This window comes from Consotaella aegiceratis (assembly GCF_036541425.1).
GTDB lineage: Bacteria > Pseudomonadota > Alphaproteobacteria > Rhizobiales > Rhizobiaceae > Consotaella > Consotaella aegiceratis.
The window spans coordinates 87974-114627 of sequence record NZ_JAZHFT010000010.1; the positions used below are offsets into that span (position 1 = coordinate 87974).

Annotated in this window: 21 protein-coding genes and 1 pseudogene; 21 read left to right on the forward strand and 1 reads right to left on the reverse strand. The window is 66.2% G+C overall.

Annotated features, from left to right (window positions below; translation table 11 throughout):
* Positions 1-81 precede the first annotated feature (81 nt).
* The 15 genes and pseudogenes from choX (at position 82) to SMD10_RS09460 (ending at position 18821) form a co-directional block, all read left to right on the forward strand.
* Complete coding sequence (gene choX, locus SMD10_RS09390) at positions 82-1005, forward strand: choline ABC transporter substrate-binding protein (protein ID WP_331685422.1); 924 nt, start codon at positions 82-84, stop codon at positions 1003-1005.
* A 60-nt stretch (positions 1006-1065) separates the two neighbouring features.
* The gene (gene choW, locus SMD10_RS09395) at positions 1066-1899 is read left to right on the forward strand and encodes a choline ABC transporter permease subunit (RefSeq protein WP_331685423.1); all 834 of its coding nucleotides are present in this window, start codon (positions 1066-1068) and stop codon (positions 1897-1899) included.
* 5 nt (positions 1900-1904) lie between these two features.
* A complete protein-coding gene (gene choV, locus SMD10_RS09400) occupies positions 1905-2948 on the forward strand; it encodes a choline ABC transporter ATP-binding protein (RefSeq protein ID WP_331685424.1) in 1044 nt (347 codons plus the stop codon).
* A gap of 46 nt (positions 2949-2994) precedes the next feature.
* Positions 2995-4017, forward strand: a complete 1023-nt coding sequence (locus SMD10_RS09405; protein WP_331685425.1) for a GlxA family transcriptional regulator — start codon at positions 2995-2997, stop codon at positions 4015-4017.
* 229 nt (positions 4018-4246) lie between these two features.
* The gene (locus tag SMD10_RS09410; protein WP_331685426.1) at positions 4247-5500 is read left to right on the forward strand and encodes a sarcosine oxidase subunit beta family protein; all 1254 of its coding nucleotides are present in this window, start codon (positions 4247-4249) and stop codon (positions 5498-5500) included.
* 11 nt (positions 5501-5511) lie between these two features.
* Positions 5512-5796: a sarcosine oxidase subunit delta gene (locus tag SMD10_RS09415; RefSeq protein ID WP_331685427.1), complete on the forward strand. Its 285-nt coding sequence runs from the start codon at positions 5512-5514 to the stop codon at positions 5794-5796.
* Positions 5793-8777, forward strand: coding sequence for a sarcosine oxidase subunit alpha family protein (locus SMD10_RS09420; protein WP_331685428.1), 2985 nt, complete (start codon positions 5793-5795; stop codon positions 8775-8777). The genes SMD10_RS09415 and SMD10_RS09420 overlap by 4 nt, the downstream gene beginning before the upstream one ends.
* A complete protein-coding gene (locus SMD10_RS09425; RefSeq protein WP_331685429.1) occupies positions 8770-9336 on the forward strand; it encodes a sarcosine oxidase subunit gamma in 567 nt (188 codons plus the stop codon). The genes SMD10_RS09420 and SMD10_RS09425 overlap by 8 nt, the downstream gene beginning before the upstream one ends.
* A 46-nt stretch (positions 9337-9382) precedes the next feature.
* Positions 9383-10642 carry an aromatic ring-hydroxylating oxygenase subunit alpha gene (locus tag SMD10_RS09430; RefSeq protein WP_331685430.1) on the forward strand — a complete coding sequence of 420 codons (1260 nt, stop codon included), beginning with the start codon at positions 9383-9385 and terminating at the stop codon, positions 10640-10642.
* Between the two features lie 19 nt (positions 10643-10661).
* Entirely contained in the window at positions 10662-11774 is a 1113-nt protein-coding gene (locus SMD10_RS09435; RefSeq protein ID WP_331685431.1) for an FAD-binding oxidoreductase, read from the forward strand.
* 245 nt (positions 11775-12019) lie between these two features.
* Positions 12020-12289, forward strand: a pseudogene (locus SMD10_RS09440) (GIY-YIG nuclease family protein); the annotation flags it as partial.
* 292 nt (positions 12290-12581) lie between these two features.
* Complete coding sequence (locus SMD10_RS09445) at positions 12582-14618, forward strand: NADH:flavin oxidoreductase (RefSeq protein ID WP_331685433.1); 2037 nt, start codon at positions 12582-12584, stop codon at positions 14616-14618.
* 308 nt (positions 14619-14926) lie between these two features.
* Positions 14927-16864 carry a DUF3483 domain-containing protein gene (locus tag SMD10_RS09450; RefSeq protein ID WP_331685434.1) on the forward strand — a complete coding sequence of 646 codons (1938 nt, stop codon included), beginning with the start codon at positions 14927-14929 and terminating at the stop codon, positions 16862-16864.
* Positions 16861-18060: an electron transfer flavoprotein subunit alpha/FixB family protein gene (locus SMD10_RS09455; protein WP_331685435.1), complete on the forward strand. Its 1200-nt coding sequence runs from the start codon at positions 16861-16863 to the stop codon at positions 18058-18060. The genes SMD10_RS09450 and SMD10_RS09455 overlap by 4 nt, the downstream gene beginning before the upstream one ends.
* Positions 18057-18821: an adenine nucleotide alpha hydrolase family protein gene (locus tag SMD10_RS09460; RefSeq protein WP_331685436.1), complete on the forward strand. Its 765-nt coding sequence runs from the start codon at positions 18057-18059 to the stop codon at positions 18819-18821. Before SMD10_RS09455 ends, SMD10_RS09460 begins: the two co-directional genes overlap by 4 nt.
* Here SMD10_RS09460 and SMD10_RS09465 read toward each other — a convergent pair.
* Complete coding sequence (locus tag SMD10_RS09465; protein WP_331685437.1) at positions 18816-19850, reverse strand: LacI family DNA-binding transcriptional regulator; 1035 nt, start codon at positions 19848-19850, stop codon at positions 18816-18818. The genes SMD10_RS09460 and SMD10_RS09465 overlap by 6 nt on opposite strands.
* 118 nt (positions 19851-19968) lie before the next feature.
* On the opposite strand from SMD10_RS09465, the gene SMD10_RS09470 reads away from it, so the two are divergent.
* The 6 genes from SMD10_RS09470 (at position 19969) to SMD10_RS09495 (ending at position 26508) form a co-directional block, all read left to right on the forward strand.
* The gene (locus SMD10_RS09470) at positions 19969-21213 is read left to right on the forward strand and encodes an ABC transporter substrate-binding protein (protein WP_331685438.1); all 1245 of its coding nucleotides are present in this window, start codon (positions 19969-19971) and stop codon (positions 21211-21213) included.
* Between the two features lie 68 nt (positions 21214-21281).
* The gene (locus SMD10_RS09475; protein WP_331685439.1) at positions 21282-22169 is read left to right on the forward strand and encodes a carbohydrate ABC transporter permease; all 888 of its coding nucleotides are present in this window, start codon (positions 21282-21284) and stop codon (positions 22167-22169) included.
* A gap of 26 nt (positions 22170-22195) precedes the next feature.
* On the forward strand, positions 22196-23107 hold the full coding sequence (locus SMD10_RS09480) for a carbohydrate ABC transporter permease (protein WP_331685484.1): 912 nt from the start codon (positions 22196-22198) through the stop codon (positions 23105-23107).
* Positions 23104-24258: an ABC transporter ATP-binding protein gene (locus tag SMD10_RS09485; RefSeq protein WP_331685440.1), complete on the forward strand. Its 1155-nt coding sequence runs from the start codon at positions 23104-23106 to the stop codon at positions 24256-24258. The genes SMD10_RS09480 and SMD10_RS09485 overlap by 4 nt, the downstream gene beginning before the upstream one ends.
* Positions 24259-24585: 327 nt before the next feature.
* Positions 24586-25350 carry a sugar phosphate isomerase/epimerase family protein gene (locus SMD10_RS09490; RefSeq protein WP_331685441.1) on the forward strand — a complete coding sequence of 255 codons (765 nt, stop codon included), beginning with the start codon at positions 24586-24588 and terminating at the stop codon, positions 25348-25350.
* Between the two features lie 18 nt (positions 25351-25368).
* On the forward strand, positions 25369-26508 hold the full coding sequence (locus SMD10_RS09495; protein ID WP_331685442.1) for a Gfo/Idh/MocA family protein: 1140 nt from the start codon (positions 25369-25371) through the stop codon (positions 26506-26508).
* Positions 26509-26654: the final 146 nt, after the last annotated feature.

The following is a 26654-nucleotide window of genomic DNA, read 5'->3' on the forward strand; positions in this document are numbered from 1 at the left end:
CCTTTACATTGGCGTTTTTGTCGCTTTTGATTGACCCGTCAATCAAGAAAAAAATCAACTCCACGATCAGAAGGAGATGGCATGAGACGAATCCCATTGGCCCTTACCAGCGCGCTGGCGCTGACTTTGGCCGCCGGCGCCGCGCACGCGGACTGCGACGAGGTGGTGATGTCGGACGTCGGCTGGACCGACATCACGACCACCACTTCCGCCGTCAAGCAGGTGCTGCAGGCGCTGGGCTACGAGGTGGACGTCAAGGTGCTCTCGGTGCCGGTGACCTTCGCCTCGCTCGAAAAGGATGACGTCGACGTCTTCCTGGGCAACTGGATGCCGGCACAGTCCGGCGCCATCGGACCCTATCTCGACAAGGGCGAGATCGACGACGTGGCCGTCAACCTGGAGGGCACGAAATACACCCTCGCGGTTCCGACCTACACCTATGACAAGGGGCTCCAGAGCTTCGCGGACATCCACAAGTTTCATGACGAGCTGGATGGCAAGATCTACGGCATCGAGCCGGGCAACGAGGGCAATGCCTACCTGGTCAGCCTGACCGAGGAGAACAAGTTCGACCTCGGCGACTTCGAGGTGGTGGAAAGCTCGGAGCAGGGCATGCTGGCCCAGGTTGCCCGTGCCGTGAAGGCGGATAAGGACGTGGTCTTCCTCGGCTGGGAGCCGCATCCGATGAACGCCAATTTCGACCTGAAGTATCTGCCGGGCGGCGAGGACTTCTTCGGCGGCGAAGGTCAGGTGCACACGGTCACCCGCAAGGGCTATGTCGACGAGTGCCCGAATGTCGGCCAGCTCCTGAAGAACGTGACGTTCACGCTGCCCATGGAAAACGAGATCATGGGCAAGATCCTCGACGATGGCGAGGACGCCGACGCCGCGGTGCTGGAGTGGGTGAAGGCCAATCCGGACCTCGTCCTCGGCTGGCTCGACGGCGTCAAGACGCTTGACGGCGGAGACGCAACCGAGGCCGTCAAGAGCGAACTCGGTCTCTAGTCCTTCTGACCCTTGGCCCGCTGGCATTCCGGCGGGCCAATTTCTTCAGCGAGATGTTTCTTGGATTGGCTGACAGACCATAAAATCCCGGTCGGACACTGGGCGAGCGACGTCATCGATTGGCTGCAGGTCAACCTGTCCGGCGTTCTCGACCTGCTCGCAGGCGCCGCCGAAGGGATGATCGACGGCCTTCAATGGCTGCTGCAGACGCCGCACCCTCTGATCATCATTGCGATCTTCGTCGCGCTCACCTGGTGGCTGCAACGCAAGTGGACCACCTGCCTGCTGGTGGCGCTCGGCTTTCTGTTCATCCTCAACCAGAACTACTGGAAGACGATGACGGAAAGCCTGACGCTGGTGATATCGTCCTGCATCGTCTGCATGGCGGTAGGGGTGCCGATCGGCATCGCGGCGGCGCATCGACCCCGGCTCTATCAGATCATCCAGCCGGTGCTGGACCTGATGCAGACGCTGCCGACCTTCGTCTATCTCATTCCGGCGATCGTGTTCTTCGGCATCGGCATGGTGCCGGGCCTGATCGCCACCGTCATCTTCGTGGTCCCGGCGCCGATCCGGCTGACCTATCTCGGGGTCTCGTCGACACCGACACCCCTGCTCGAGGCGGTCGACGCGTTCGGCGGCACGAAGAGCCAGAAGCTGTGGAAGGTCGAATTGCCCTACGCCACGCCGCAGATCATGGCCGGCCTCAACCAGACGATCATGCTGTCGCTGTCGATGGTGGTGGTCGCCGCGCTGGTCGGCGCCAACGGCCTCGGCGTTCCGGTGGTTCGCGCCCTGAACCAGGTCAACACGTCGCTCGGTTTCGAGAGCGGGTTCGTGATCGTCGTGATCGCGATCATCCTCGACCGCATGTTGCGTATCAACCGAGGGTAGCTCTCATGGAAAAAGCGGTCGTATTCGACCATGTCAGCATCGTGTTCGGCGAGCAGCCGGAGACCGCGCTGCCGCTGATGGACCAGGGCAAGAGCCGCGCCGAAATCCAGCACGAGACCCAGCAGGTGCTGGGCGTGCACGACTGCACGCTGTCAGTGGAAAAGGGCGAGATTCTCGTCCTCATGGGGCTGTCCGGGTCCGGCAAGTCGACCCTGCTCAGGGCTGTCAACGGCCTCAATCCGGTGGTGCGCGGCGCGGTCCGCGTGACGGCGAACGGCTGGACCTGCGATCCGGCCTCCTGCACCTCGAAGGACCTGCTGAGGTTGCGGCGCGAGAGCGTCGCCATGGTGTTTCAGCAGTTCGGCCTTCTGCCCTGGCGCAACGTGCTCGACAACGTGGCCCTGGGGCTCGAACTGGGCGGCATGAGCCGCGCCGAACGGGACAGAAAGGCGCGCGAGCAGCTCGAACTCGTCGGACTGTCGGACTGGGCGGACTATCAGGTGCGCGAACTCTCCGGCGGCATGCAGCAGCGCGTCGGGCTGGCCCGCGCCTTTGCCACGGACGCTCCCATCCTGCTGATGGACGAGCCGTTCTCGGCGCTCGACCCGCTGATCCGCAATCGGCTGCAGGATGAGCTCCTCGAACTCCAGGAGCGTCTGAAGCGGACCATCATCTTCGTCAGCCATGATCTCGACGAAGCTTTCAAGCTGGGCAATCGGATCGCCATCATGGAGGGCGGGCGCGTGGTCCAGAGCGGCACGCATCGCGAGATCATCGCGAATCCGGCCAACGACTACGTCGAGGATTTCGTGGCGCACATGAATCCGCTTCTGGTGCTGCACGCCTCGGACGTCATGGTGCCAGGCGGCGACGGCTCGATCGAGACCGCGGTGACGCGGACGACGCCGGTGGCCGATATCATCAACCTCCTGGCCGACGGCGTTCCGATGGTCCGCGTCGAGGACGATGACGGACAGGTCGTCGGAATGATCGGCCAGAAGGAGGTGGTGACGGCCCTGCGGTCCAGCCCGCCGAACGGCGCGGCCTGAGGCGGAGCGATGGGCGGTTCCGGTGAGAGCTTAAGGACCTGACACAATGGAAAAGGAAGCCGCCCCCCGGTCAACGTCCGCGACCATCGCGACGCTGAGGGTCGGCTTTCTGCTCGCCGACAGCTTCACGTTGTCGGCGCTGTCGCTGTTCATCGACGCGCTGCGCCTGGCTGCGGACGAGGGCGACCGGTCGCGGCCGATCCGGTGCACCTGGCAGGTGATGGCGGCGAGCGAGCAGCCGATCCGCTCCAGTAGCGGCGTCACTGTCGCGCGCACCAGCGGCTTTGTCGAACCGTCCCGCTTCGACTACGTGGTCGTGGTGGGCGGGCTGTTGCAGATCCGCGAGCAGCTGGATAAGGCCGGTCTGGCCTATCTCAAGGATTGCGCTACGGCCGGCGTTCCGCTGGTCGGGGTGTGCACCGGCTCGTTCATTCTGGCCCGCGCCGGGCTGATGGCCGGCCGGCGCTCCTGCGTGAGCTGGTTTCATCGCGACGACTTCGCGGCCGAGTTTCCGGGGCAGGCGGTCGATGCCGACCGGCTGTTCATCGACGACGGCGACCGCATCACCTGTGCCGGCGGCGGTGGCGTCGCCGATCTCGCGGCGCATCTAATCCGCCGGCATCTCGACGCCACCGCGGCGCAGAAGAGCCTGCACATCCTGCAGCTCCAGTCGGCGCGGCGCGGCAGCGACGCGCAGCCGCACGCCACCCTCGACACGATCGCCGACGGCCGGGTCCGGCGGGCGATGCTGCTCATGGAGCAGCATGTCTCGGAGCCGCTGACCGTCGACACGATCGCGCTCCGGCTCAAGCTGTCGAGCCGCCAACTCGAACGGTTGTTTCACGACGCCTTGGGCATGAGCCCGGCGGCGGCCTACCGCCGGATCCGCCTGCGCCACGCAAAGCGGCTGCTGATGACCACCGGCAAGAGCGTGACCGACATCGCGGTCGAGACCGGGTTCTGCGACGCGGCCCACTTCGCCCGGCAGTTCCGTTCGCTGTTCGGCGTGGCACCGCGGCGCGCGCGGGCGATGCCGGAGGATCGCCCGGCAGTGACTACCGTGATCTGAGCCTCCGGCTCTTCAGGACAAAGCCGACGTTCGACGCGCTGGCCAGGCTTTGAAGCTTGGCCGGTAACGCCTTGACCTAATGGCGTAATCCGAAGGGATGCCGAAACGGTTTGCGCCGCTGAAAAATCGGCACCCGTGTCGGAAATATCCTGGAAATCGTCGCCATGGCGCAAGCGGTCTGGCGGCAAACTGACGCATGCTCGGCCATGACTGGGAAGGGCTGTTTGTCATGCGCCGTTTTTCCTTCGCCCGCCTTCTCAAGGAGGCCGCCAACGGCCATGCCGGCTGGGAACGGCAATGGCGCGACCCCGAGCCGAAGAAGGCCTATGACGTCGTCATTATCGGCGGCGGCGGACATGGCTTGGCGACCGCGTTCTACCTCGCCCAGGAGCACGGCATCACCAATGTCGCGGTGCTGGAGAGGGGATGGATCGGCGGCGGTAACACCGGACGCAACACCACCATCGTCCGCTCCAACTATCTCTTCGACGAGAGTGCCGCCCTCTACGACCATGCCGTCAAGCTCTGGGAGGGGCTCTCCCAGGAGCTGAACTACAACGTGATGTATTCACAGCGCGGCGTGCTGATGCTCGCGCATAACCATCACGACGTCATGAGCTTCAAGCGCCATGTCTATGCCAACCGCCTGAACGGCATCGATAACGAATGGCTGAGCGCAGAGGAATGCCAGGCCTACTGTCCGCCGCTGTCGATCGACCCGTCCGCCCGCTATCCGGTGCTGGGCGGCGCGCTGCAGCGACGCGGCGGCACGGCGCGCCACGATGCGGTGGCCTGGGGCTATGCGCGCGGCGCCGACCGGCGCGGCGTCGACATCATTCAGAACTGCGAGGTGACGGGCCTCAAGCGCGACGCCAACGGCGCCGTCGAAGGTCTTGAAACCACGAAGGGTTTCATCGGCGCAAAGCGCGTCGGTGTCGTCGTTGCCGGCCACTCCGGCGTCGTCATGGGGCGTTTCGGCCTGCGGTTGCCGGTCGAAAGCGTGCCGCTGCAGGCGCTGGTGTCCGAATCGGTCAAGCCGTGCTTTCCCTGCGTGGTGATGTCGAACGCGGTTCACGCCTACATCTCGCAGTCCGACAAGGGCGAACTGGTGATCGGAGCGGGCACCGACCAGTACGTGTCCTACAGCCAGCAGGGCGGCATTCACGTCACCAACCACACGCTGGATGCCATCCTGGAGCTGTTCCCGCGCTTCTCGCGCATGCGCATGCTGCGTTCCTGGGGCGGCATCGTCGACGTCACCCCCGACCGCTCGCCGATCATCGGCAAGACGCCGATCCCGGGGCTCTTCATCAATTGCGGCTGGGGCACCGGCGGCTTCAAGGCGACGCCCGGCTCGGGCCACGTCTTCGCCCACACGCTGGCGACCGGCGAGCCGCACGCGATCAACGCGCCGTTCAGCCTCGACCGCTTCCGCACCGGGCACCTCATCGACGAAGCGGCGGCCGCCGCCGTCTCGCACTAGGAGGAAGCGCCATGCTGCTGATCCGCTGTCCCTATTGCGGCAATCGCCCCGAGGTCGAGTTTCACTGCGGCGGCGAAGCCCATATCGCGCGGCCCGAGCTCCCGGCCGATGTGGACGAAACGGCCTGGGCCGAGCACCTCTACTATCGCACCAACCCGAAGGGGCTGCACGCCGAGCGCTGGCTGCACGGTCATGGCTGCGGTCGCTGGTTCAACGCGCTGCGTGACACGATCAGCGACAAATTCATCGAGACCTACGAGATGGGCGCGGCGCGTCCCGAGGGAGCGAGCCAATGAGTGCCGCCAACCAGCCGTTTCGGTTGCCCTCCGGCGGCCGGATCGACCGTTCCAAGCCGCTGACGGTCACCTTCAACGGCGAGACGCTCCACGGATACAAGGGCGATACCGTCGCGTCGATGCTGCTCGCTTCGGGCCGTCATCTCGTCGGCCGCTCGTTCAAATACCATCGGCCGCGCGGCCTCTTGGGTCATGGCTCCGACGAGCCGAATGCGCTGCTGACCGTCGACTGGCGGGGCGACGGGGCGACCGATCCCAACAACCGCGCGACCATGGTCGAAGCGCGCAACGGTCTGGTCACCCGCTCGCAGAACCACTGGCCGTCGCTCGAGTTCGACGTGAACGCCATCAACGGCTTCTTCTCGTCGCTGCTGTCGGCCGGCTTCTACTACAAGACCTTCATGTGGCCGAAGAGCTTCTGGGACAAGCTGTACGAGCCGATCATCCGAAAAGCGGCGGGCCTCGGCGAGGCGCCGACCGAGCCCGATTCCGACCGCTACGCCAACCGTCACGCCCATTGCGACGTGCTGGTCGTCGGCGCGGGGCCGGCGGGGCTGTCCGCCGCTCTGGCCGCGTCGAAGAACGGTACGACGCGCGTGATCCTCGCCGACGAAGGGTTCGCGCTCGGCGGGACGCTTCTCTCCGATGTCTCCTCGACGATCGACGGCAAGCCGGCTCAGACATGGGTCGACGAGACGGTGGCGATGCTGGACGCCCGCGAAAACGTCGTGATCCTGCCGCGCACCACAGTGTTCGGCTACTACAATCACAACCACATCGCCATGGCGGAGCGTATCGCGGATCATCTCGATACGCCCGGCGATCTGCCGCGCGAGCGGCTATGGCAGGTGCGCGCCGGCCGCGTGGTGCTGGCGACGGGCAGCCACGAGCGGCCGTTGGTCTTCGACGGCAACGACAAGCCCGGCGTCATGCTGGCGAGTGCGGTCCAGGCCTATGTTAATCGCTGGGCGGTCGCGCCGGGGCGCCGGATCGTCTTCGCCACCTCAGACGCCTCGGCCTATACGGCCGCGCTGGACGCCAAGGCCGCCGACCTGGACGTGACACTGGTCGATGTCCGCCTGGAAGTCGATTGCGGGCCGGAGCTGGCCGAGCTTCGAGGGCAAGGCGTGACCGTGCTCGCCGGCCATACGGTGATCGCGGCCACCGGTAGAAAGTGGGTCGATGGGCTGGTTGTCGCTCCGATCGAGGGCAATGGGCGCATCGGCGCGCATCGGACGCTGCCCTGCGACTGCGTCGGCTTGTCGGGCGGCTGGACGCCGGCCGTGCACCTGTTCTCGCAGTCGCGCGGCAAGCTGGCCTACGCTCCGGATCTGGATGCCTTTTTGCCGAAGACTTCGGTTCAGGCCGAGCAGTCGGCGGGCGCCTGCCGCGGCATCTATGATCTGGCCGCCGTCATCGCCGGCGGCGCCAGGGCCGGCGGCGAAGAGATAACGGTCGAGGCCACGCCCTCGCGCACCGGATTCCAGCCCATGCGGGTGCTGCCGACCGATGCCAACCCGGGCAAGGTGAAGGCCTTCGTCGACTTTCAGAACGACGTGACGGCCAAGGACATCCGGCTGGCGGTGAAGGAGGGCTTCGTCTCCATCGAGCACGTCAAGCGTTACACCGCCACCGGCATGGCGAACGACCAGGGCAAGACGTCGAACATGAACGCGCTCGGCTTCGTGGCCGGCCTGCGTGACGTCCCGATCGAGGCGGTTGGCACCACGACGTTCCGACCTCCCTACACACCGGTCACCTTCGGCGCGCTGGTCGGTCCGGCGCGCGGCGCCAACCTGTTCGATCCGATCCGCACCACGCCGATGCACGACTGGCACGTGGCGCAGGGCGCGGTGTTCGAGCCGGTCGGTTTGTGGCGGCGCGCGCGCTATTATCCGAAGCCGGGCGAGGACATGGCGGCGGCCGTGGCGCGCGAGTGCAAGGCGGTGCGCACGGGCGTCGGCATCTTCGATGCCACGACCCTCGGCAAGATCGAGGTGGTGGGCCCGGATGCGGCCGAGTTCATGAACCGCATCTACACCAACGCCTGGTTGAAGCTCGCGCCCGGCCGCTGCCGCTACGGCCTGATGCTGCGCGAGGACGGTTTCGTCATGGACGACGGCGTGGTGGCGCGGCTCGCCGACGACCGCTTCCACGTCACCACCACCTCGGGCGGCGCGCCTGCCGTGCTGCGCCACATGGAGGATTACCTCCAGACCGAGTGGCCCGATCTCGACGTGTTCCTGACCTCGATCACCGAGCAATATGCGGTGATCGCGCTGCAGGGGCCGAAGGCGCGGGAGGTGCTGGAGCCGCTGGTCGAGGATATCGACATGGGCGCCCATGCTTTCCCGCATATGGCAGTGCGCGAGGGCCGAGTGGCCGGCGTGCCGTGCCGGCTGTTTCGCGTGTCCTTCACCGGTGAACTCGGCTTCGAGGTGAACGTGCCGGCGGGCGAGGGCGAAGCGGTCTGGAAAGCGATCTGGGAGCGCGGCCAAGCCTTCGGCATCACGCCCTACGGCACCGAGGCGATGCACGTGCTCAGAGCCGAGGTCGGCTACGTCGTCGTTGGCCAGGAGACCGACGGCACCGTCGTGCCGGACGATCTCGGCATGGGCGGCCTGGTTTCGAAGACGAAGCCGGATTTCGTCGGCAAGCGCTCGCTGGCGCGTCCTTATCTCGCCTCCGAGGGCCGCAAGCAGCTCGTCGGTCTCCTGACCAAGACCTCGGACGACGTGCTCGATGAGGGCGCGCAGATCGTCGAAACGCCCGACCAGCCGATTCCGATGAAGATGCTCGGTCACGTCACCTCCAGCTATCATTCGGCCAATTGCGGCCGGTCGATCGCCATGGCGCTGCTGGCAAATGGCCGGGCGAGAAAGGGCGAAACGCTGTTCGTGACGACGCCGACGGGGTTTGCCGAGGCCACCGTCACCGACCCCGTCTTCTTCACGCCCGAGAGGCAGGCCGCAGATGCTTGACGCCGAACTGTCCCGCACCGCGCCGCTACAGGTCGCGCCGGGGGCCTGCGAACCGGTCACCGTGAGACCCCTGGCGCTCACGGGCCGCCTGTCGTTTCGCGCCAAGGCGAAGGCGCTGGGCAACCGCCAAGAGGTGGCGGGATTCTCTGTCGCCGGGCAGATCAATTCGCTGAGGGCGAACGGCGATCGGATGTCGGTGCGGCTCGGCCCGGACGAATGGCTGCTCGTCTGTCCCGAAAGCGATCTGGGCGCGGTCATTGAGGCGGTTGCCACGGCCATGGACGAGGCCTTCTTCTCGCTGGTCGACGTTTCCCACCGCAATGTCGGCTTTACGCTCGAAGGCGCCGATGCCGCGGCGGCCGTCAATTCGGGCTGTCCGCTCGACCTCCATCTGTCGGCCTTTCCGGTCGGCATGGCGACACGCACGATCCTGGGCAAGGCCGAAATCGTTCTAGCGCGGACTGCCGACACGGCTTGGCGCGTCGAATGCTGGCGCTCTTTCGGCGCCTATGTGCATGCTTTTCTGGTTGACGCGGCGCGGGATTTTCTGCCGCAATAGTTGTGATGGCGCGGCCGGCGCTCACCGGTCCTCTGTGAGGTGTCGCATGATCGATCTCGTCTCGCATCTGACCCATCGCCGCAAGGGCTATACGCTCGAAGCCCCGTTTTACACCGATCCCGATATCTTCGCGGCCGACATGGAGGTGATCTTCGGCCGGCACTGGCTGTTCGTCGGCGTCGAGCCCGACGTGCCGGAGCCCGGCGACCTGATGGTCGTCGACATCGGCAAGAATTCGGTTCTTGTCCTGCGCGACGACGACGGCGAGGTGCGCGCATTCCACAACGTCTGTCGGCATCGCGGAGCCCGTCTGATCCACGAGGAAAAGACCATGGTCGGCAACATCGTCTGCCGCTACCATTCCTGGGTCTACGACACGGCAGGCAAGCTGATCTTCGCCGAGCACATGGGCGAGGATTTCGATCGCTCCTGCCATGGCCTGCGGCCCGTCCACATTCGTTCCCTGGAAGGCTTGCTCTTCATCTGTCTCGCCGACGAGCCTCCGGCCGATTTCGACGAGCTGTCACGCGTCATGTCGCCCTATATCGCGCCGCATAACCTGCGGGAGACGAAGGTTGCCTACCAGCACGACCTGATCGAGCCGGGCAACTGGAAGCTGACGATGGAGAACAACCGCGAGTGCTATCACTGCGGGGCCAACCATCCCGAGCTGACCGTGCCGCTCTTCGCCTATGGTTTCGGCTTCGCGCCGGAGGAGCTGAGCGAGGAGGAGCGCGAGCATGCGGCGCAATATGCCTGCATGCTGACCGACAACCACCATGACTGGGAGGCGGCCGGCCTGCCGTCGCGCGAGGTCGACCGGCTGGACGACATGGTGACCGGCTACCGCACCGAGCGTCTGCCGCTGGCCGGCGCGGGCGAGAGCCACACGCTCGACACCAAGCGCGCCTGCCGGAAACTGCTCGGCAATCTGACCAACGCCAAGGCCGGCGCGCTACACTTCTGGACCCAGCCGAACTCATGGCACCATTTCATGGGCGACCATGCCGTGGTGTTCTCCGTGCTGCCGCTCGATGCCGAGCGCTCGCTTCTGCGCACCAAATGGCTGGTTCACAAGGATGCGGTCGAGGGCGTCGACTACGACCTCGAAAACCTCATCGGTGTCTGGATGGCGACCAATCAACAGGATTCCGATCTCGTCGGCTTCTGCCAGCAGGGCGTGAAGAGCGACGGTTACGTGCAGGGGCCTTATTCGCCGCATACCGAGATGCTCGTGGAGAAGTTCTGCAACTGGTATGTCGGGCGAATGCTGTCGCATCTGGCCGAAACCCGCGCGGTCGCCTGAGCGGAAAGGGTCGAGCGGCATGGAAGCAGCCGGCGGCACGCCTGCAATCGATCCGGTTCCGACCGGCTACTACCGCTGGGAGCCGGACGAGGACGACGTCCTGATCTGCCGCGCGGTGCGCGAGGAGACGCACGACGTGAAGACCTTCGTCTTCGCGCCGCGCTTCAAGCGCCAGTTCGAATTCGTCTCCGGTCAGTTCCTGACCTTCGAGTTCGAGATCGACGGCGAGACGATCCATCGCTGCTATACCATCTCTTCGCCGCCGACGCGGCCGGACACGGTGTCGATCACGGTCAAGCGTGTCGTCGGCGGGCCGGTGTCGAACTGGCTGCACGACCAGTTCAAACCGGGCATGATGCTGAAGGCGACGACGCCCATGGGCGTCTTCACCTGGGCCGGCATGCAGGCGCCGAAATACCTCTTCCTGTCCGGTGGTTCGGGCATCACGCCGCTGATGTCGATGACGCGCAGCGCCTATGATCTGGCGCTGATCGCCGACATCGCCTTCGTTCATGCGGCCCGCACGCCGGCCGACATCATCTTTCGCGACGAGCTGGACTTCATGGCGCGGCGCAACCGCTCGATCCGGCCGAGCTTCGTCGTGGAGGCGGATGCGCTAGGCCATCCCTGGAGCGGCCATCGCGGCCGGCTGTCGCTGCCGATGCTCGAAACGATTTGCCCGGACTGGCGCGAGCGCGAGATCTTCGTGTGCGGGCCGAGACCGTTCATGGCGGCGATCCGCGGCTTCCTGACCGAGGCCGGTTTCGAGATGGGACGCTATCATCAGGAAAGCTTCTCGTTCGACGACTTCACCGAAGAGGCGCAGGAGGCGATCACCGAAGCCGCCGAGGACCTCGAGTCCGGCGTGAAGACCTATCGCGTCGAGTTCACCAAGACCAAGCGCGTGGTCGAATGCCCGGAAGACATGACGGTGCTGGAGGCGGCGCGCCGCGCCGGCATGCGCATCCCGTTCAACTGCTCCAAGGGGCTTTGCGGAACCTGCAAGTCCAAGGTGACCTCCGGCTCTGTCGAGATGAAGCACGGCGGCGGCATCCGCCAGCGCGAGATCGACGCCGGCATGGCGCTCTTGTGCTGTTCCAAGCCGAAGAGCGATCTGGTGGTGGACCGGTGAAGAGCGCCGCGACCCTGTTCGCTACGCGCCTCGTGCCGTTTTTCCCGAACGTTGGTCTCGCGCCTACGGCTTTCTGGATCCTCGGGACGGAGCCCGAGAATGACAATTTAAAGCGTGGGAGAGCAGCGACCCTTATTCAGATGGCGCGAACAACTGAGCTTCGTCATCCTCGGGCTCCGTCCCGAGGATCCAGCATCGCGCGTCCGCAGCTGGACGAATGCACCAACAGAACGAAGGCCTGAGCCATGGGCGGCTGGGTCTACATCATGGCCTCCCAGTGTAACGGGACGCTCTATGTCGGTGTGACGTCCGACCTTCACCGCCGTGTCCTCGAACATCGTGATGGCTCGATCGGCGGCTTTACAGCGCGCTACGGCTGCAAGACACTGGTCTGGCACGAGCGGCATGATGACATCGAAAGCGCCATCCAGCGCGAAAAGTCTTTGAAACGGTATCGCCGCGCCTGGAAGCTCCGACTGATCGAAGCCTTGAACCCCGATTGGAACGATCTCTTCGAAAGCTTCTCCGACCACGACAACCCCTTTGTGCCGACATTCATTCTACAGTTCGAGAACGGATGCAAAGGTGGGGAGGTCTGCCTGGATCCTCGGGACGGAGCCCGAGGATGACGAAGCGCCTGCATCTGAGTTGCTGGAATAAAAGTCTCGGCATCGCGACATCACGTGCCGTCATTCTCGGGCTCCGTCCCGAGGATCCAGAGGCGATTGTCGTAGACGGTAAGCGAAGACTGAAGGTTCTCGGCGGGGGTCGTATCTCGTTAAAGCTCGCAAAGGAGGTCGTCCCCTCATGATCGCCCATGCCGAAGCCCTGCTGAAGCCGTTGGCCATCAAGGGGCTCACCATCCGCAACCGGGTGATGTCGACTTCGCACGCGCCGGGCTACGGCAAGGACGGCAAGCCGCAGCAGCGCTATCAGCTCTATCACGAGGAAAAGGCCAAGGGCGGCATTGGGCTGACCATGTTCGGCGGCTCCTCCTCGGTGGCGCTCGACAGCCCGGCGGCGCCCTGGAACCAGATCTCGGTCGCCGACGACAGCGTCGTCCCGTTCTTTCAGGAGTTTTCCGACCGCATCCACCGGCACGGCGCCAAGCTGATGATCCAGCTCACCCATATGGGCCGGCGCACCAAGTGGGACACCGAGCACTGGTTTCCGGTGAAATCCGCTTCGCCCTATCGCGAGCCGGCGTCGCGCTCGATCCCGAAGGAACTGGAGGAAGAGGAGATTGCGCGCATCGTCGCTGACTTTGCTGCGGCGGCAAAGCGCTGCAAGGCGGGAGGTCTCGACGGCTGCGAGATTTCCGCCGCGCATGGCCACCTCGTCGACCAGTTCTGGTCGCCGTCGGTCAATCACCGCACCGACAAATACGGCGGCAGTCTCGAAAACCGCATGCGCTTCGGCATCGAGGTGCTGACCGCCATGCGCGAGGCGGCCGGCGACGACTACGTCATCGGCATGCGCATGTCGGGCGACGAGATGCTGAAGGGCGGGCTCACCCGGGACGACTGCATTGCGATCGCCTCCGAATACGCCTCGCGCGGGCTTGTCGATTTCCTGAACGTCATCGGCGGACAGGCGCGCGACGACATGGCGCACGCGATCTCGCTGCCCAACATGTCGTTTCCGGTGGCGCCCTTCCTGCCGCTGCCTTCGGCGATCAAGCGCGAGGTGGACGTTCCGATCTTCCACGCCCAGAGGATCACCGATCTGGCGACGGCCGCACGCGCGGTCGCCGAGGGCCATATCGACATGGTGGCGATGACGCGGGCTCACATCGCGGACCCGCATCTGGTCAACAAGCTGGCCGAGGGGCGTGCCGACGACATCCGCCAGTGCGTGGGTGCCGGCTATTGCATCGACCGTATCTATACGGGCGCCGACGCGCTGTGCATTCAGAACGCCGCGACCGGCCGCGAGGCGACGATGCCGCATGTGCTGGCCAAGGCCGAGGCGCCCAAGAAGGCCGTGGTGGTCGGCGGCGGTGCCGGCGGGCTGGAGGCGGCGCGCGTCCTGGCCTCGCGCGGTCATACCGTCACGCTGTTCGAAAAGAGCGGTCGCCTGGGCGGGCAGATCAACATCGCCGCCAAGGCGACCTGGCGCGAGGCACTGTCCGGCATTCCGCGCTGGCTCGTCGCGCAGGTGGAAAAGCTGGGGGTCGACATCCGGCTGAACACGGAGGCCGACGCGGCGGCGATCGCGGCGCTATCGCCCGATATCGTGATCGTCGCCACTGGCGGCATTCCGAGCAAAGGCCGCGCCAACGGCGCCGAGCACGCGGTGACCACCTGGGACGTTCTGACCGGAGCGGCGGAGCCGGCGGGCTCCGTGCTGCTCTACGACGAGATGGGCCAGCACAACGCCGCCTCGACCGCCGAGGTGCTCGCCAAGCGCGGCTGTCTGGTCGAGATGGTCACCCATGACCTGCAGATCGCCCAGGAGGTCGGCACCACGAACCAGCCGGTGCACCTGCGCGAGCTTTACACGCTCGGGGTCGTCATGACGCCGAACATGGAACTGATCGAGATTTATCCGGAGGGCAACCGGCTGATCGCCGCGCTGCGGAACACCATGACCGACGCCGAGGAGGAACGGGTGGTGGACTCCGTTGTGGTGGACTACGGCACCCTGCCGTTGGACGACCTGCATTTCGCGCTCAAGGACAAGGCCGCCAACAAGGGCTTCACCGATCAGGCCGCGATCGTCACCGGCCGGCCGCAGCCGGCGAGCGGCGAGGGATATCAGCTCTACCGGATCGGCGACGCCGTGGCGGGGCGGAACATCCACGCCGCCATCTACGACGCGCTGCGCCTCTGCAAGGACCTTTGAGGGATGGGCGGGGTAGTGATGATTCACGCCGTGGAGATGACAGCGCTCCCACCCTCTGCCCTGCCGGGCATCTCTCCCATGAGGGGGGAGATCGGCTGTCATTGGGGGGCGCATCCCAATGCCATCTGTCGTTTGGGCGCCAATTCCCGCTCCGGTGAGGGAGATGTAGCCGAAGTCGACAGAGGGGAGGACTGCGCCAGATCGACCGTGCAAGGCTTTCATGTATCGGCTCCGTCCCGAGGATCCAGCTTTGCTCCGCGCAGGCGTCCACCGGCCAACGGGGTCGCGTCCGGCCGAGCCAGCGTGTGATGGTCGGCGCCGCCACCCTTCTGCCTTGGCTGATCGTCGCCATGGTGATCGTGGCGGCCATGCAGATTGGCAGGCGCGTGACGTTGTGGCAGCGAGGGCGACCGGCGCGAGTCGACTGGTTGCGCGGACTGAAGGCGCTGCCGAAGCGCTATCTGGTCGACGTTCATCATGTCGTGGATCGCGACAGGGGCGCGTCGCGCATGCATGTGCCGGTGGCCGCCGGGCTGATCGCGGCCTGCGGTCTGTCGGTGCTCGGCTTGATCCCTGCACTCGGGTCTTCGCGGCTGTGGTGGGGGCTGGTGGCGATCGCCTTTGCGGTGATGCTGGCCGGGGCCAATCTCGAGGGCTCGCGGCGCTATCCGCAAAAGCTGCCGCGCCTGTCGGCCGGCCGCTACCAGCGCCTGCCGCTGCTGCTGTTCGCCTTTGCTGGCGGCGGGTTCGCGACGGCAGGCCTCGGCGCGGCCGGCGATCCGATGCCGGGCCTTGCCGTACTGGCGCTGCTCGCGGCCGCCGTCGGCGGCCTCGGTTTGGCGCTGGAGGTGGCGAATGGTCCGATGCGTCATGCCCTGGCCGGTGCGACGCATCTGGTGGCTCACCCGCGCCCTGGCCGGTTCGAGGGGCGGCGTGAGACGGCGTTGCATCCGCTCGACCTTGCCGCTGCAAAGCTAGGGGCGGAGACGCCCTCGGACTTTGACTGGAACCGGCTTCTGTCGTTCGATGCGTGCATCCAGTGCGGCCGTTGCGAGGCGGTGTGCCCGGCCTTCGCGGCGGGCCAGCCGCTGAGCCCGAAACACCTGATCGCCGATCTGGCCCGCGCGCAGACCGTCACGGTCGCACCCTATGACGGCGCGCCCTATCCGAATGCCCGCCCCGTGGCTGGGACCGGTGGACCGCAACGGCCGGTGATCGGCGCCGATGCGATGATCCATCCCGACACGCTGTGGTCCTGCACGACCTGCCGGGCCTGCGTCGAGGAATGCCCGATGATGATCGAGCATGTCGATGCGATCGTCGATCTCAGGCGCTTCCGGACGCTGGAGATGGGCGCGGTACCGATCAAGGCGGCCGAGCCTCTCGACAATCTGCGCGGCTGCGACGAGCCGAGCGGCCGCGCGCTTGCGGCCCGAACCGATTTCGCCGCCGGGCTCGACCTGCCGCTGATGCGCGACGTTGGCTCGGCCGATCTGCTGTTGTGGCTGGGGCAGGGGGCTTACGATCTGCGCTATCAGCGCACGCTGCGCGCCCTGATCCGCCTGTTGAGGATCGCCGAGGTGGATTTCGCCGTGCTGGGCGCGGAAGAGCGCGATTGCGGCGACCTCGCGCGCCGGCTCGGCGACGAGGCGACCTTCCAGCGGCTGGCCCAGGACAATATCGCGACGCTCGCGGCCTATCGGTTCAGCCGCATCGTAACGGCCGATCCGCACGCGCTGCATGTGCTGCGCAACGAATATCCGGCCTTCGGCGGACGCTACGACGTGGTGCACCACACCGCTCTGCTCGAAGAGCTGATGGCGGCGGGGCAACTGCCGGCCGGAGCGCTGCCGGATCGGTCAGTCACCTATCACGATCCCTGCTATCTCGGCCGCTACAATGACGAGTTCGACGCGCCACGCGCGGTGCTCGACCGGCTCGGTGTCGAGCGCCGTGAGATGGCGCGCTCGCACCGCACGGCGATGTGCTGCGGCGGGGGCGGCGGCGCTCCGGTCACCGACATAGCGGGCGACACCCGCATTCCCGACCTTCGCATGCGCCAGGCCGGTGAGACCGGCGCGTCGATCGTCGCCGTTGCCTGTCCGGGCTGCACGGCCATGCTGGAGGGCGTTGTCGGCGACCGGCCGGAGGTGCGCGACGTGGCCGAATTGGTTCTCCAGGCGGTGGAGGCAGCTGGCCCGCTCGCAGGGCAGGCCGGCGTAGTTCGCAGCCCGGTGCCGGCATGAGCCGCCCGCGCCGCGATCCTCGTGCCGAGAAGGCAGCCCGAGCGGTCTCTGCCGGCGGCCGCGCGCGCTTCGATCTCGCGCTAGACGTGGCCTCCGCCTCGCGGCGGCCTCGACGCGATCCGCGCGCGGCCTTCGCTGCGGCTCGCGTCGCCGGCGTGACGCGGCTGCGGATCGATCGCGCGCATGGTGTTGTCGCGCCGGCGGCGGCGCCCCCTTTCGAGACGGTTACCGCAGCCGCGCCCCGGATCAGGATCCTGGAAACGCCGGCTTTCCTGGTCTTCGCCGTGCTGGATGCGCCGGAAGGACGGCTGTCCCGCTTCGACCGGCAAGTGCTTGGAGCGGCCCGGCTTCTCGCCGACGCGGGCAACGGCGGCGGCGGTGTCGTGGCGGTCGTCGGCGGGGAGGTCGACGGGCTCGGCGTCGCAGGCGCCGATCGGACGCTGATGCGAGAGACCTCTGCAGCCTACGACCCAGCAAGGCAGAGCGCCTGGCTCGCCGCTTTGATCGAGACCTTGAAACCGCGTCATGTTCTTCTGGCGGAAGACGGGCAGAGCGCCGATCTTGCCCGGCGGCTCTCGGTGCGGCTGAAAGAGCCGATCCTGACCGATGTGGAACATCTGACGGTCCGCCAGGCGGTCCGCGCCTGTGCGGGCGGCCGGTGCGAGCAGGCGGGCGCGCCGCCGCGCCTGATGAGCATCGGAGAGGATCGCGTCGCCGGATATGAGGGCCTGCCTTGCGAGGCGCGCGCCCTGGAAAGCTCGATAAGGGTCGAGGCCGAGAATGGAGCCATCCTGTCCAGCGAGATCGTTCCCGGCGATCCGGCGACGATGTCGCTGGCCGAGGCCGACTTCGTCGTCTCTGCCGGCAACGGCGTGACCGACTTCGAGAGTTTTGCCGCACTGGCGAGGGCGCTGCAGGCGACGCCGGGCGCGAGCCGCGTGGTGTGCGATGCCGGGCTGATGCCGCGCGAGGCTCAGGTCGGCGCGTCTGGAACCGTGCTCTCGGCCGATTGCTATTTCGCCCTCGGCATCGCCGGCGCGCCGCAGCACCTTCAGGGCATCGCCGGATGCGAGCACGTGATTGCGGTCAACACCGACCTGCATGCCGCGATGGTCGAACGCGCGAGCCTCGCCATCATCCAGGACGCGCAAGAGGTCATGCCTGCTCTCTTGCGACTGCTGGAGGAGGGCAAATGAAAGCGGTCGTGCTTCTGTCCGCCGGACGCCATCCGGTAAGCGGCAAGCCCGTGCTGCCGCGCCTGGAAGCACAGGCGATCGCGCTCGCCGCGGGCATCAAGGGCCAGACGAGTGGTCTTCATGCCGGCGCAGGGACGACGGGCGTTGCCGATGCGCTCGGGCACGGCCTGGAACGGATCGACTGGCTGGCGATCGCCGCCGACGCCGATCCCGTGCCGGCGCTCGCTGCCCATCTCCGTGACGTCCGGCCCGATCTCATCTTCGCAGGCCGACGAGGCCAGGGTGGCGAGGATACCGGACTGCTGCCCTATGCCTTGGCGGACGCGCTGGGCTTGCCGATCCTGGCCGACGTCGTGGCGTCGGGTCCCGCGAACGAGCCTGGAGCGATGCGTTTCGATCAGGCGCTGCCCAAAGGCGCCAAGCGCCGCGTGACCATGCGCCTGCCGGCGCTCGTCACCATGCATCCTCTGGCGCCCGCGCCGATGCCCTATGCGTTTGCCCGGGCACGGCGTGGCGTTCTGTGCCGCAAGGACGGCGTGTCGATCGTCCCGCCGCCCACATCCTTCGAAGAGCGTCCGCATCGCGCCCGGCCCAAGCTGATGCGCCGGGCCGGCGCGGCATCGGAAGACGGCGCAGGCGTGATCGTCGATCCCGGTCCGGAAGAGGCCGCACGTCTCATCCTCGACCACCTGGAAAAGCTTGGCATCCGGCGGTTCTCTCGGCACGCGGCGGAAACGGAATGGGAGCCGCCCCCTTCATGATGGAGGCGGCGGCGCCGTGCTTGCCCGCGCTCGCAGATCAGCCCGCATGGTGATACGGCTTGCGCCGCCGAGCACAGTCGTCGGGTCGGCGCCGGCGATCATGTCGATCAGCAATTGCGCGCCCGTCCGCCCGAGTTCGAAACGCGGCTGGGCAATGGTGGTCAGCGCGGGTTCGCAATACTCGGCAAACTCGATTCCGTCGAACCCCATGAGTGACAGATCCTCTGGGATGCGCAGCCCCGCCGAGCGCACCGACTTCATGAACGCGAGCGCTGTCTCGTCGTTGCTGCAGATCACCGCGGACGGGCGGGCATCCATGGCCAGATAGGCCTGGGCGGCGACGTGTCCTTCCTCGAAGACGTAACCGCCGGGAAATTCCACCAAGGAATCGGCCGGAAGCCCAGCCTCGGCAAGAGCCCCGACGATGCCGCGATGGCGCTCGACCTCGTTGTAGTTGCCGGTCGGACCCGTGAGATAGAAGATCCGGCGGTGGCCCAGTTCGAGCAGATGGCGTACCTGGGCGCGCCCCGCGGCCTCGTCGTCGATCAGCACCGCCGGCATGCCGGGGATGCCGAGATCGGCGCAGACCGCGACCGCCGGCAAGCCCCCTTGGAGAATCGATCGTCCATTGACCTCCGGCAGCAGACCGGCGGTGATCAGAATTCCCGCGATATGGCCGGAGGACGCCAGTTCGATCAGACGGGCGCCGCTGTCGAGGCCTTCGACGTAGCCGATGATCAACACGTAGCCGGCTTCGGCGAGCGTTACGTCGATGCCGTGCAGCACCTCGGAAAAGAACGGCGGATTGCTGCGGCGGGGCACCACGACCAGCACCATCTTCGAGCCGCCGCCGCGCAGCTGCCGCGCGATCGTGTTGGGCGTGTAGCCCAATTGCTCGATGGCGGCCCGCACTCGCTCGCGGGTCTCCTTGCGCAGCTTTTCCGGAGCCGAAAAGACGCGGCTGACGGTCGCAACGGAAACGCCCGCGACACGGGCGACATCGCTGATCCGCGGGCCTCGTCGCCGCATCGTGCCGTTCGGGGGTCGTGGGGGTGGCTTATTTTCCATGTTGTCACCGATTTCCATCTCGGGTAGCATTATGTAATCGATTTCATCGATCTGGTCACGATCAACTGGGAGGACGATCATGAAGCCATTCGTCGCGGCAGCCCTTGCTGGAGCCGCCCTTTCAGCCCTGGCGCTGCCTGCTCTGGCGCAGGACAAGCCGACGGCCGAGGTCATGCACTGGTGGACCTCGGGCGGCGAGGCCATGGCCATCAAGGAATTTGCCAACGCCTACGATGCGGCGGGCGGCAAATGGGTCGACACGGCCACGGCACAAGGCGAGAATTCGCGCGCTGCCGCCATCAACCGGATGGTCGGCGGCAACCCGCCCACGGCGGCCCAGTTCAACACCGGCAAGCAGTTCGACGATCTGGTCGCGCAAGGGTTGCTGCGTCCGATCACCGATCTCGCTGAAGAGGGAGGATGGAAGGACGTCATGCCGCCGTTCCTCTACGACGCGGCGAGCCGGGACGGCGACCTCTATGCTCTTCCCGTCAACGTCCATGGCCAGAACTGGATCTTCTATTCCAAGCCCGTGCTGGAACAGGCCGGCGTATCCGAGCTTCCCAGGAGCTGGGACGACATCGTGCCGGCGCTGCAGAAGATCCAGGACGCCGGTTTCATTCCGATGGCCCTCGGCGGCCAGCCCTGGCAGGAACGCCTGCTGTTCGACACCATCCTGCTCGATCAGGGCGGCGAGGACCTCTACATGAAGGTTCTCAAGGACAAGGACGTGGACGCCGTCCGTTCCGACGAGTTCCGCAAGGTCGTGGAGACGTTCGGCGCATTGCGGCCTTTCGTCGATGAAGGCTCGCCGGGGCGCAACTGGAACGACGCGACCAACCTCGTCATCACCGACAAGGCCGCGTTCCAGCAGATGGGCGACTGGGCCATCGGCGAATTTCGCGCCGCCGGCGAGGAAGCCGAGAAGGACTATGGCTGCACCGTCGGTCTGGCCGACGAGAAACTGATCGTCGGCGGCGATGTCTTCGTCTTCCCCAAGACCGACGACCAGGCCCAGGTCGAGGCACAGAATCTTCTGGCCAACACGATGATCGAGCCGGTCACGCAGGTGAAGTTCAATCTCGCCAAGGGTTCGATGCCGATCCGCAACGACGTCGACACCAGCGAGTTCAATGCCTGCGCGCAAAAGGGCATGACCATGCTCAAGGACTCCGCCAAGCAGGTGCCGGTGATCGACATCATCATCAGCGCCAGCCTGCTCGGCTCGCTCGACGACGTGATCACCCAGTACTGGCACAATCCGTCGGCGACGAGCGACGATTTCATCGACGGCTTCGTGGACGCCTTCGAACTCGAAGACTGACCGTTCGCCCGACGCCCGTGGCCGGGTCAGCGCCCGGCCACCCCCTCGCATGAGCCACGAGGTTCTTCATGACGGCGCGCCGACCGCGTCTGCGCATGGCCACGGTGGTGCTTTGGCCCGCCTGGTTGCTGGTTTTTGCCGCCTATATCGGCACGATGGCATGGACCGTGCAGATTTCTCTCACTTCCTCCAAGCTGCTGCCGGTCAACGACTTTGTCGGCCTCAGCCAGTATAGGCGGCTCTTTTCCAGCTCGCGGTGGCTGGTTTCCCTGGAGAACATGGCAATCTTCGGCGTCCTGTTCATCCTGGGCTGCCTGGTGATCGGCTTCGTTCTCGCCGTCGCGCTCGATCAGCACGTGCGCTTCGAGAACACGCTGCGCACGATCTTTCTCTACCCTTATGCGATGTCTTTCATCGTGACCGGCCTGATCTGGCAATGGTTGATGAACCCGACGCTCGGCATCCAGAAGACGATACAGGCTTGGGGCTTCGAGGCGTTCCGGTTCGACTGGATCGTGGATCGCGACATGGCGATCTACGCCGTCGTCATTGCCGGGATCTGGCAGGCGTCCGGCCTGGTCATGGCCCTGATGCTGGCCGGTCTGCGCGGCATCGACAGCGACCTCTGGAAGGCGACCCGAATCGAGGGCATTCCCGCCTGGCGGGTCTATCTCTTCATCATCGTGCCCATGCTCCGACCGATCATCATCACCGCGATCGTGCTGCTGTCGATCGGCGTGGTGAAGGCCTACGATCTGGTGGTGGCGCTGACCAGCGGCGGCCCGGGCATCGCCAGCGAGGTGCCTGCCAAGTTCATCATGGACAATCTGTTCACCCGGCAGAACATCGCCCTGGCCACGGCGGCGGCGACCGTCATGCTGATCACCGTCGCCGCGATCCTGATGCCGTGGCTCTATTCCGAATATTTCCGCCGTGAGCGAGGGAGGACGGCATGAGCAGAACCGCTATGCCGGCCGCCGCCATGGCCGTCGCCGGCCAGTCTCCAAGCTATCCGCCAAGCAAGGAGCGGGGGCCCCGCCCGCGACAGGTCACCGCCGGCCGCATCGGGCTATACGCCTTCATCGTGATCGCCGCCGCGTTCTTCCTGCTGCCGGCGGTCGTCATGGTGCTGACCTCGCTCAAGTCGATGGACGAGATCCGGACCGGATCGATCTTCGCCCTGCCGCAGCATCTCGATTTTTCGGCCTGGGTCGCGGCGTGGTCGACGGCCTGCACGGGATTGTCCTGCGACGGCATCCGGATCGGCTTCTGGAACTCGGTCAAGATCCTCGTCCCGAGCGTCGTGCTGTCGATCGCCGCCGGCGCCATCGTCGGCTACGCCTTGTCCTTCTGGCGGGTGAGGGGGGCGAACGTTCTGTTCGCCGTTCTGCTGCTCGGCGCCTTCCTGCCCTATCAGATCTTCATCTATCCGATGGTGCGCGGCTTCTCGCTGCTCGGCATCTACAATTCGCTGGCCTGCATCGTCACCATCCACGTCATCTTCGGCCTGCCGCTGATGACGCTTCTGTTCCGCAACTTCTATTCGGGGCTGCCGCAGGAGTTGTTCAATGCTGCGCGCGTCGACGGCGGCGGCTTTTGGCGCATCCTGATCTACGTGATCCTGCCGATGTCCACGCCGATCATCATCGTGGCGGTGATCCTCCAGATCACCGGCATCTGGAACGACTTCATTCTCGGCTTGGTGTTCGCGGGCCGGGACAACCTGCCGATGACGGTCCAGCTCAACAACGTGGTGAACACCACCTTCGGCGAGCGCGCCTACAACATGAACATGGCCGCGACCATCCTGACCGCCGCCGTGCCGCTGATCGTCTATTTCATATCCGGCCGCTGGTTCGTCCGCGGCATCGCAGCGGGAGCCGTCAAGGGATGACCGAAGAGACAACGATCGCAACACCCGCCGCACAGCCTGCCGCACCGGCCACGCCGGCCGGTTCGGAACTCGCGGTCTCGGTGCGCGATCTCGCCATCGCCTTCGCCTCCCATCGGGTCATCGACGGGCTCAACCTCGACATCGGCCGGGGCGAATTCCTGGTGCTGCTCGGCCCGTCCGGCTGCGGCAAGTCCACCCTGCTCAACGCCATTGCCGGCCTGATCGACATCGCCGACGGCGAGATCTGGATCGAGGGCAAGAACGTCACCTGGGCCGAGCCCAAGGACCGTGGCATCGGCATGGTGTTCCAGTCCTACGCGCTCTATCCGCGCATGTCGGTCTACCAGAACCTCTCCTTCGGGCTGAAGATCTCCGGCGTGCCGAAGGCTGAGGTGGAGACGCGTGTCAAGAAGGCGGCCGCGATGCTGCAGCTGGAGGAGCTCCTGAAGCGCCGCCCGGCCGAGCTCTCGGGCGGCCAGCGCCAGCGCGTCGCGATCGGCCGCGCGCTGGTGCGCAATGTCGACGTGTTCCTGTTCGACGAGCCGCTCTCCAATCTGGACGCCAAGCTTCGCAACGAGTTGCGGGTAGAGGTGAAGAAACTGCATCAGCGGCTTGGCAACACGATGATCTACGTCACGCACGACCAGGTCGAGGCGATGACGCTCGCCGACCGGATCGCCATCATGCGCGGCGGAGTCATCCAGCAGCTCGGTCCGCCGCAGGAGATCTACCGCGCACCGGTCAATCTGTTCGTCGCCGGCTTCATCGGCTCTCCGGCCATGAACTTTTTCGAAGGCGAGATTGCCGCCGACGCCGGACGCCCCGTCATTCGGCTGGACGGTGCAACGATCGATCTGGCGCGCTACCCTTTCAGCGCCGAGGCCGGACCGGGCAAGCGTGCGATTTTCGGCGTCCGCCCGGAACACGTGTCGCTCGGGCCGGCACCGGACGGCCATGTCGCCGGTTCGGGCCCGGTCCACATCGTCGAGCCGATGGGGGCCGACACCATCATCTGGACCACGTTCGCCGGCCGGACGCTGACCATCCGCGCCGATGGCGAGTCGCGGGTTCGCGCCGGCGAGGTCATCGAGTTCAGCTTCGATCCGGCTCGCGCGTCGCTGTTCGACGCGAAATCGGAGCTTCGTCTGTAGAGCGGGACGCCGGGAGCTCTTGCCGGCTTCGGGCGTCCCGCTGCAGTACGGCCAATCGGTAGGGAGAACGCGTTCGGCTCATGCGCGTCTCTCCGTCCATTGCTCGGCGTGGCGCGGGTCGACGTCGCGACCGCTGCCGCGCCGACCGGAATCGGACGCGCAGGCCGGCGCGATGCACATTTGCCCGACCGCCGGTAGAGAGGGCTGCCGCCCGGCAGGCCCAGCTCGGCAGCGCATCGGCCGACTTCGCATGCTTTTCGCGGGTGACAGTTCGCCATCCGCGATGCCCCGGCGACCGACGTCGCCTGTTTGTTGAGGACACCCGTCATGGCCTTGTCTCATCCGCTTTCGTTCCAGCTTTATTCGGCCCGTAACTTTCCGCCCTTCGACGACGTGCTGGCTTTGCTCGCCGCGGAGGGTTTCACGAATGTCGAGACGTTCGGTGCCAACCACGACGACACGGCCGGCTTTCGCCAGCTGCTCGATCGGCATGGGCTGAGCGCCAAGAGCGGCCATTTCGCTCTCGATCTGGCGGAGGAAAATCCCGGCCGCATCGTCGAGATCTGCCGCGCGCTCGACATGGAAACCGTCGTCATCCCCTATCTGCCGGCCGAACAGCGGCCGTCCGACCGTGCCGGGTGGCAGGCGCTCGGCGAGCGGCTGGTCAAGGTCAAGACGACGTTCGGCCAGGAGGGCCTACGCACCGCCTGGCATAATCACGATTTCGAATTCATCGCGCTGCCCGATGGCTCCTATCCGATCGAGCACCTCCTGGGCACCGCGTTGTCCTGGGAGGCGGACATCGCATGGGTGGTGCGCGCCGGCACCGATCCGGCCGCGTGGCTGAAGCGCTATGCCGGTCGTGTCGTGGCCGCCCATGTGAAGGACATCGCGCCCGTCGGCGAAAAAACGGACGAAGACGGCTGGGCCGACGTCGGCAGCGGCGTCGTGGACTGGGACACTCTCTGGCCGCTCGCGGTCGAGGCCGGCGCTTCGCTGATGATCGCGGAGCACGACAAGCCGTCCGACGCCGTGCGCTTCGCCCGGGTCAGCGCGGCGAAGATGAAGGCACTCGCTGGCTTGGCCGGCTGATGCGGGGAAGGGAGCGTTATGGTCGTCCGAATCGGACTCGTCGGTTGTGGCAACATCTCCGACAACTATCTTTTGAATGCCGCGCTGTTCCGCGACTTCGCCTTTACCGCCTGTGCCGACCTGCGGCCCTCGGCGGCCCAGGCCCAGGCCGAGAAATACGGCATCGAGGCGCGCAGCGTCGAGGCGTTGCTCAAGAGCGAGGACGTCGACGTCGTGCTCAATCTGACGGTGCCGGCGGCGCACGCCGAGGTTTCGCTGGCAGCCTTGGACAACGGCAAGCATGTCTATACCGAAAAGCCGCTGGCGACCTCGGTCGTCGACGGCTTGGCGATCCTGGAATCGGCCTACGCCAAGGGTCTGCGGGTTGGCGCCGCGCCGGACACCGTGCTCGGGGCGTCGATCCAGGAGGCGCGGCGGCGGATCGATGACGGCGCCATCGGCAAGCCGCTGCTCGGGGTCGCGTCGGTGCTGTCGCACGGGATGGAGCACTGGCATCCGGACCCGACCTTCTTCTTCAAGCCGGGCGGCGGCCCGGTGCTCGACATCGGACCCTATTATCTGACGACACTCGTCACCCTGCTGGGGCCCGTCGCTTCCGTGCAGGCCAGCGGCATGATCGGCTTCGAGTCCCGGACGGCCACGACCGAGGGCTCGCCGCTGAAGGGCCAGGAGATCAAGGTCGAGACGCTGACGACCGTCGAGGCTCTGCTTCAGTTCGATGCCGGCGCCCAGGTGACGTTCCTGGCGAGTTGGGATGTCTGGCGGCATGGTCTCAGCCCGATGGAACTGCACGGCACGGAAGGCTCGATGCGCGTGCCGGACCCAAACTGGTTCGGCGGCGAACTGGCGACGGCGATCGGGCGTGGCGAGTGGGAGACGTGGACCACCGTCGATCGGGTCTTCGGTCGGCCGAACTGGCCGCATGCCGAGCCCGTCAACGCCAATTATCGCGGGCTCGGCCTGGCCGAGATGGCGCGAGCCATCGATGAGGGGCGGCCGCACCGGGCGAATGGCGACCTTGGCCTGCATGTCCTCGCCGTGATGATGGGCACGCTCGAAGCGGCGCTCTCGGGCAAGCGCGTCGAGATCGCGCAGCGTTGCCACCGGCCGGCGGCCTTCGGCGAGGAGGAGGCCGCGTCCTTGCTTGCCGGCGGCTGACGGCAGGAGCAGCCCGCCGACGATCGACATGCCGGACGATCGGTCGGGCAGCGCAAGCGTCCAAGCAGGCACCGGCATCGGCGGTCGACGATGCCCGTGGACGGCTCACGTCGGCCTGCGACGGCGGAGACTTTGACGACCGCAAA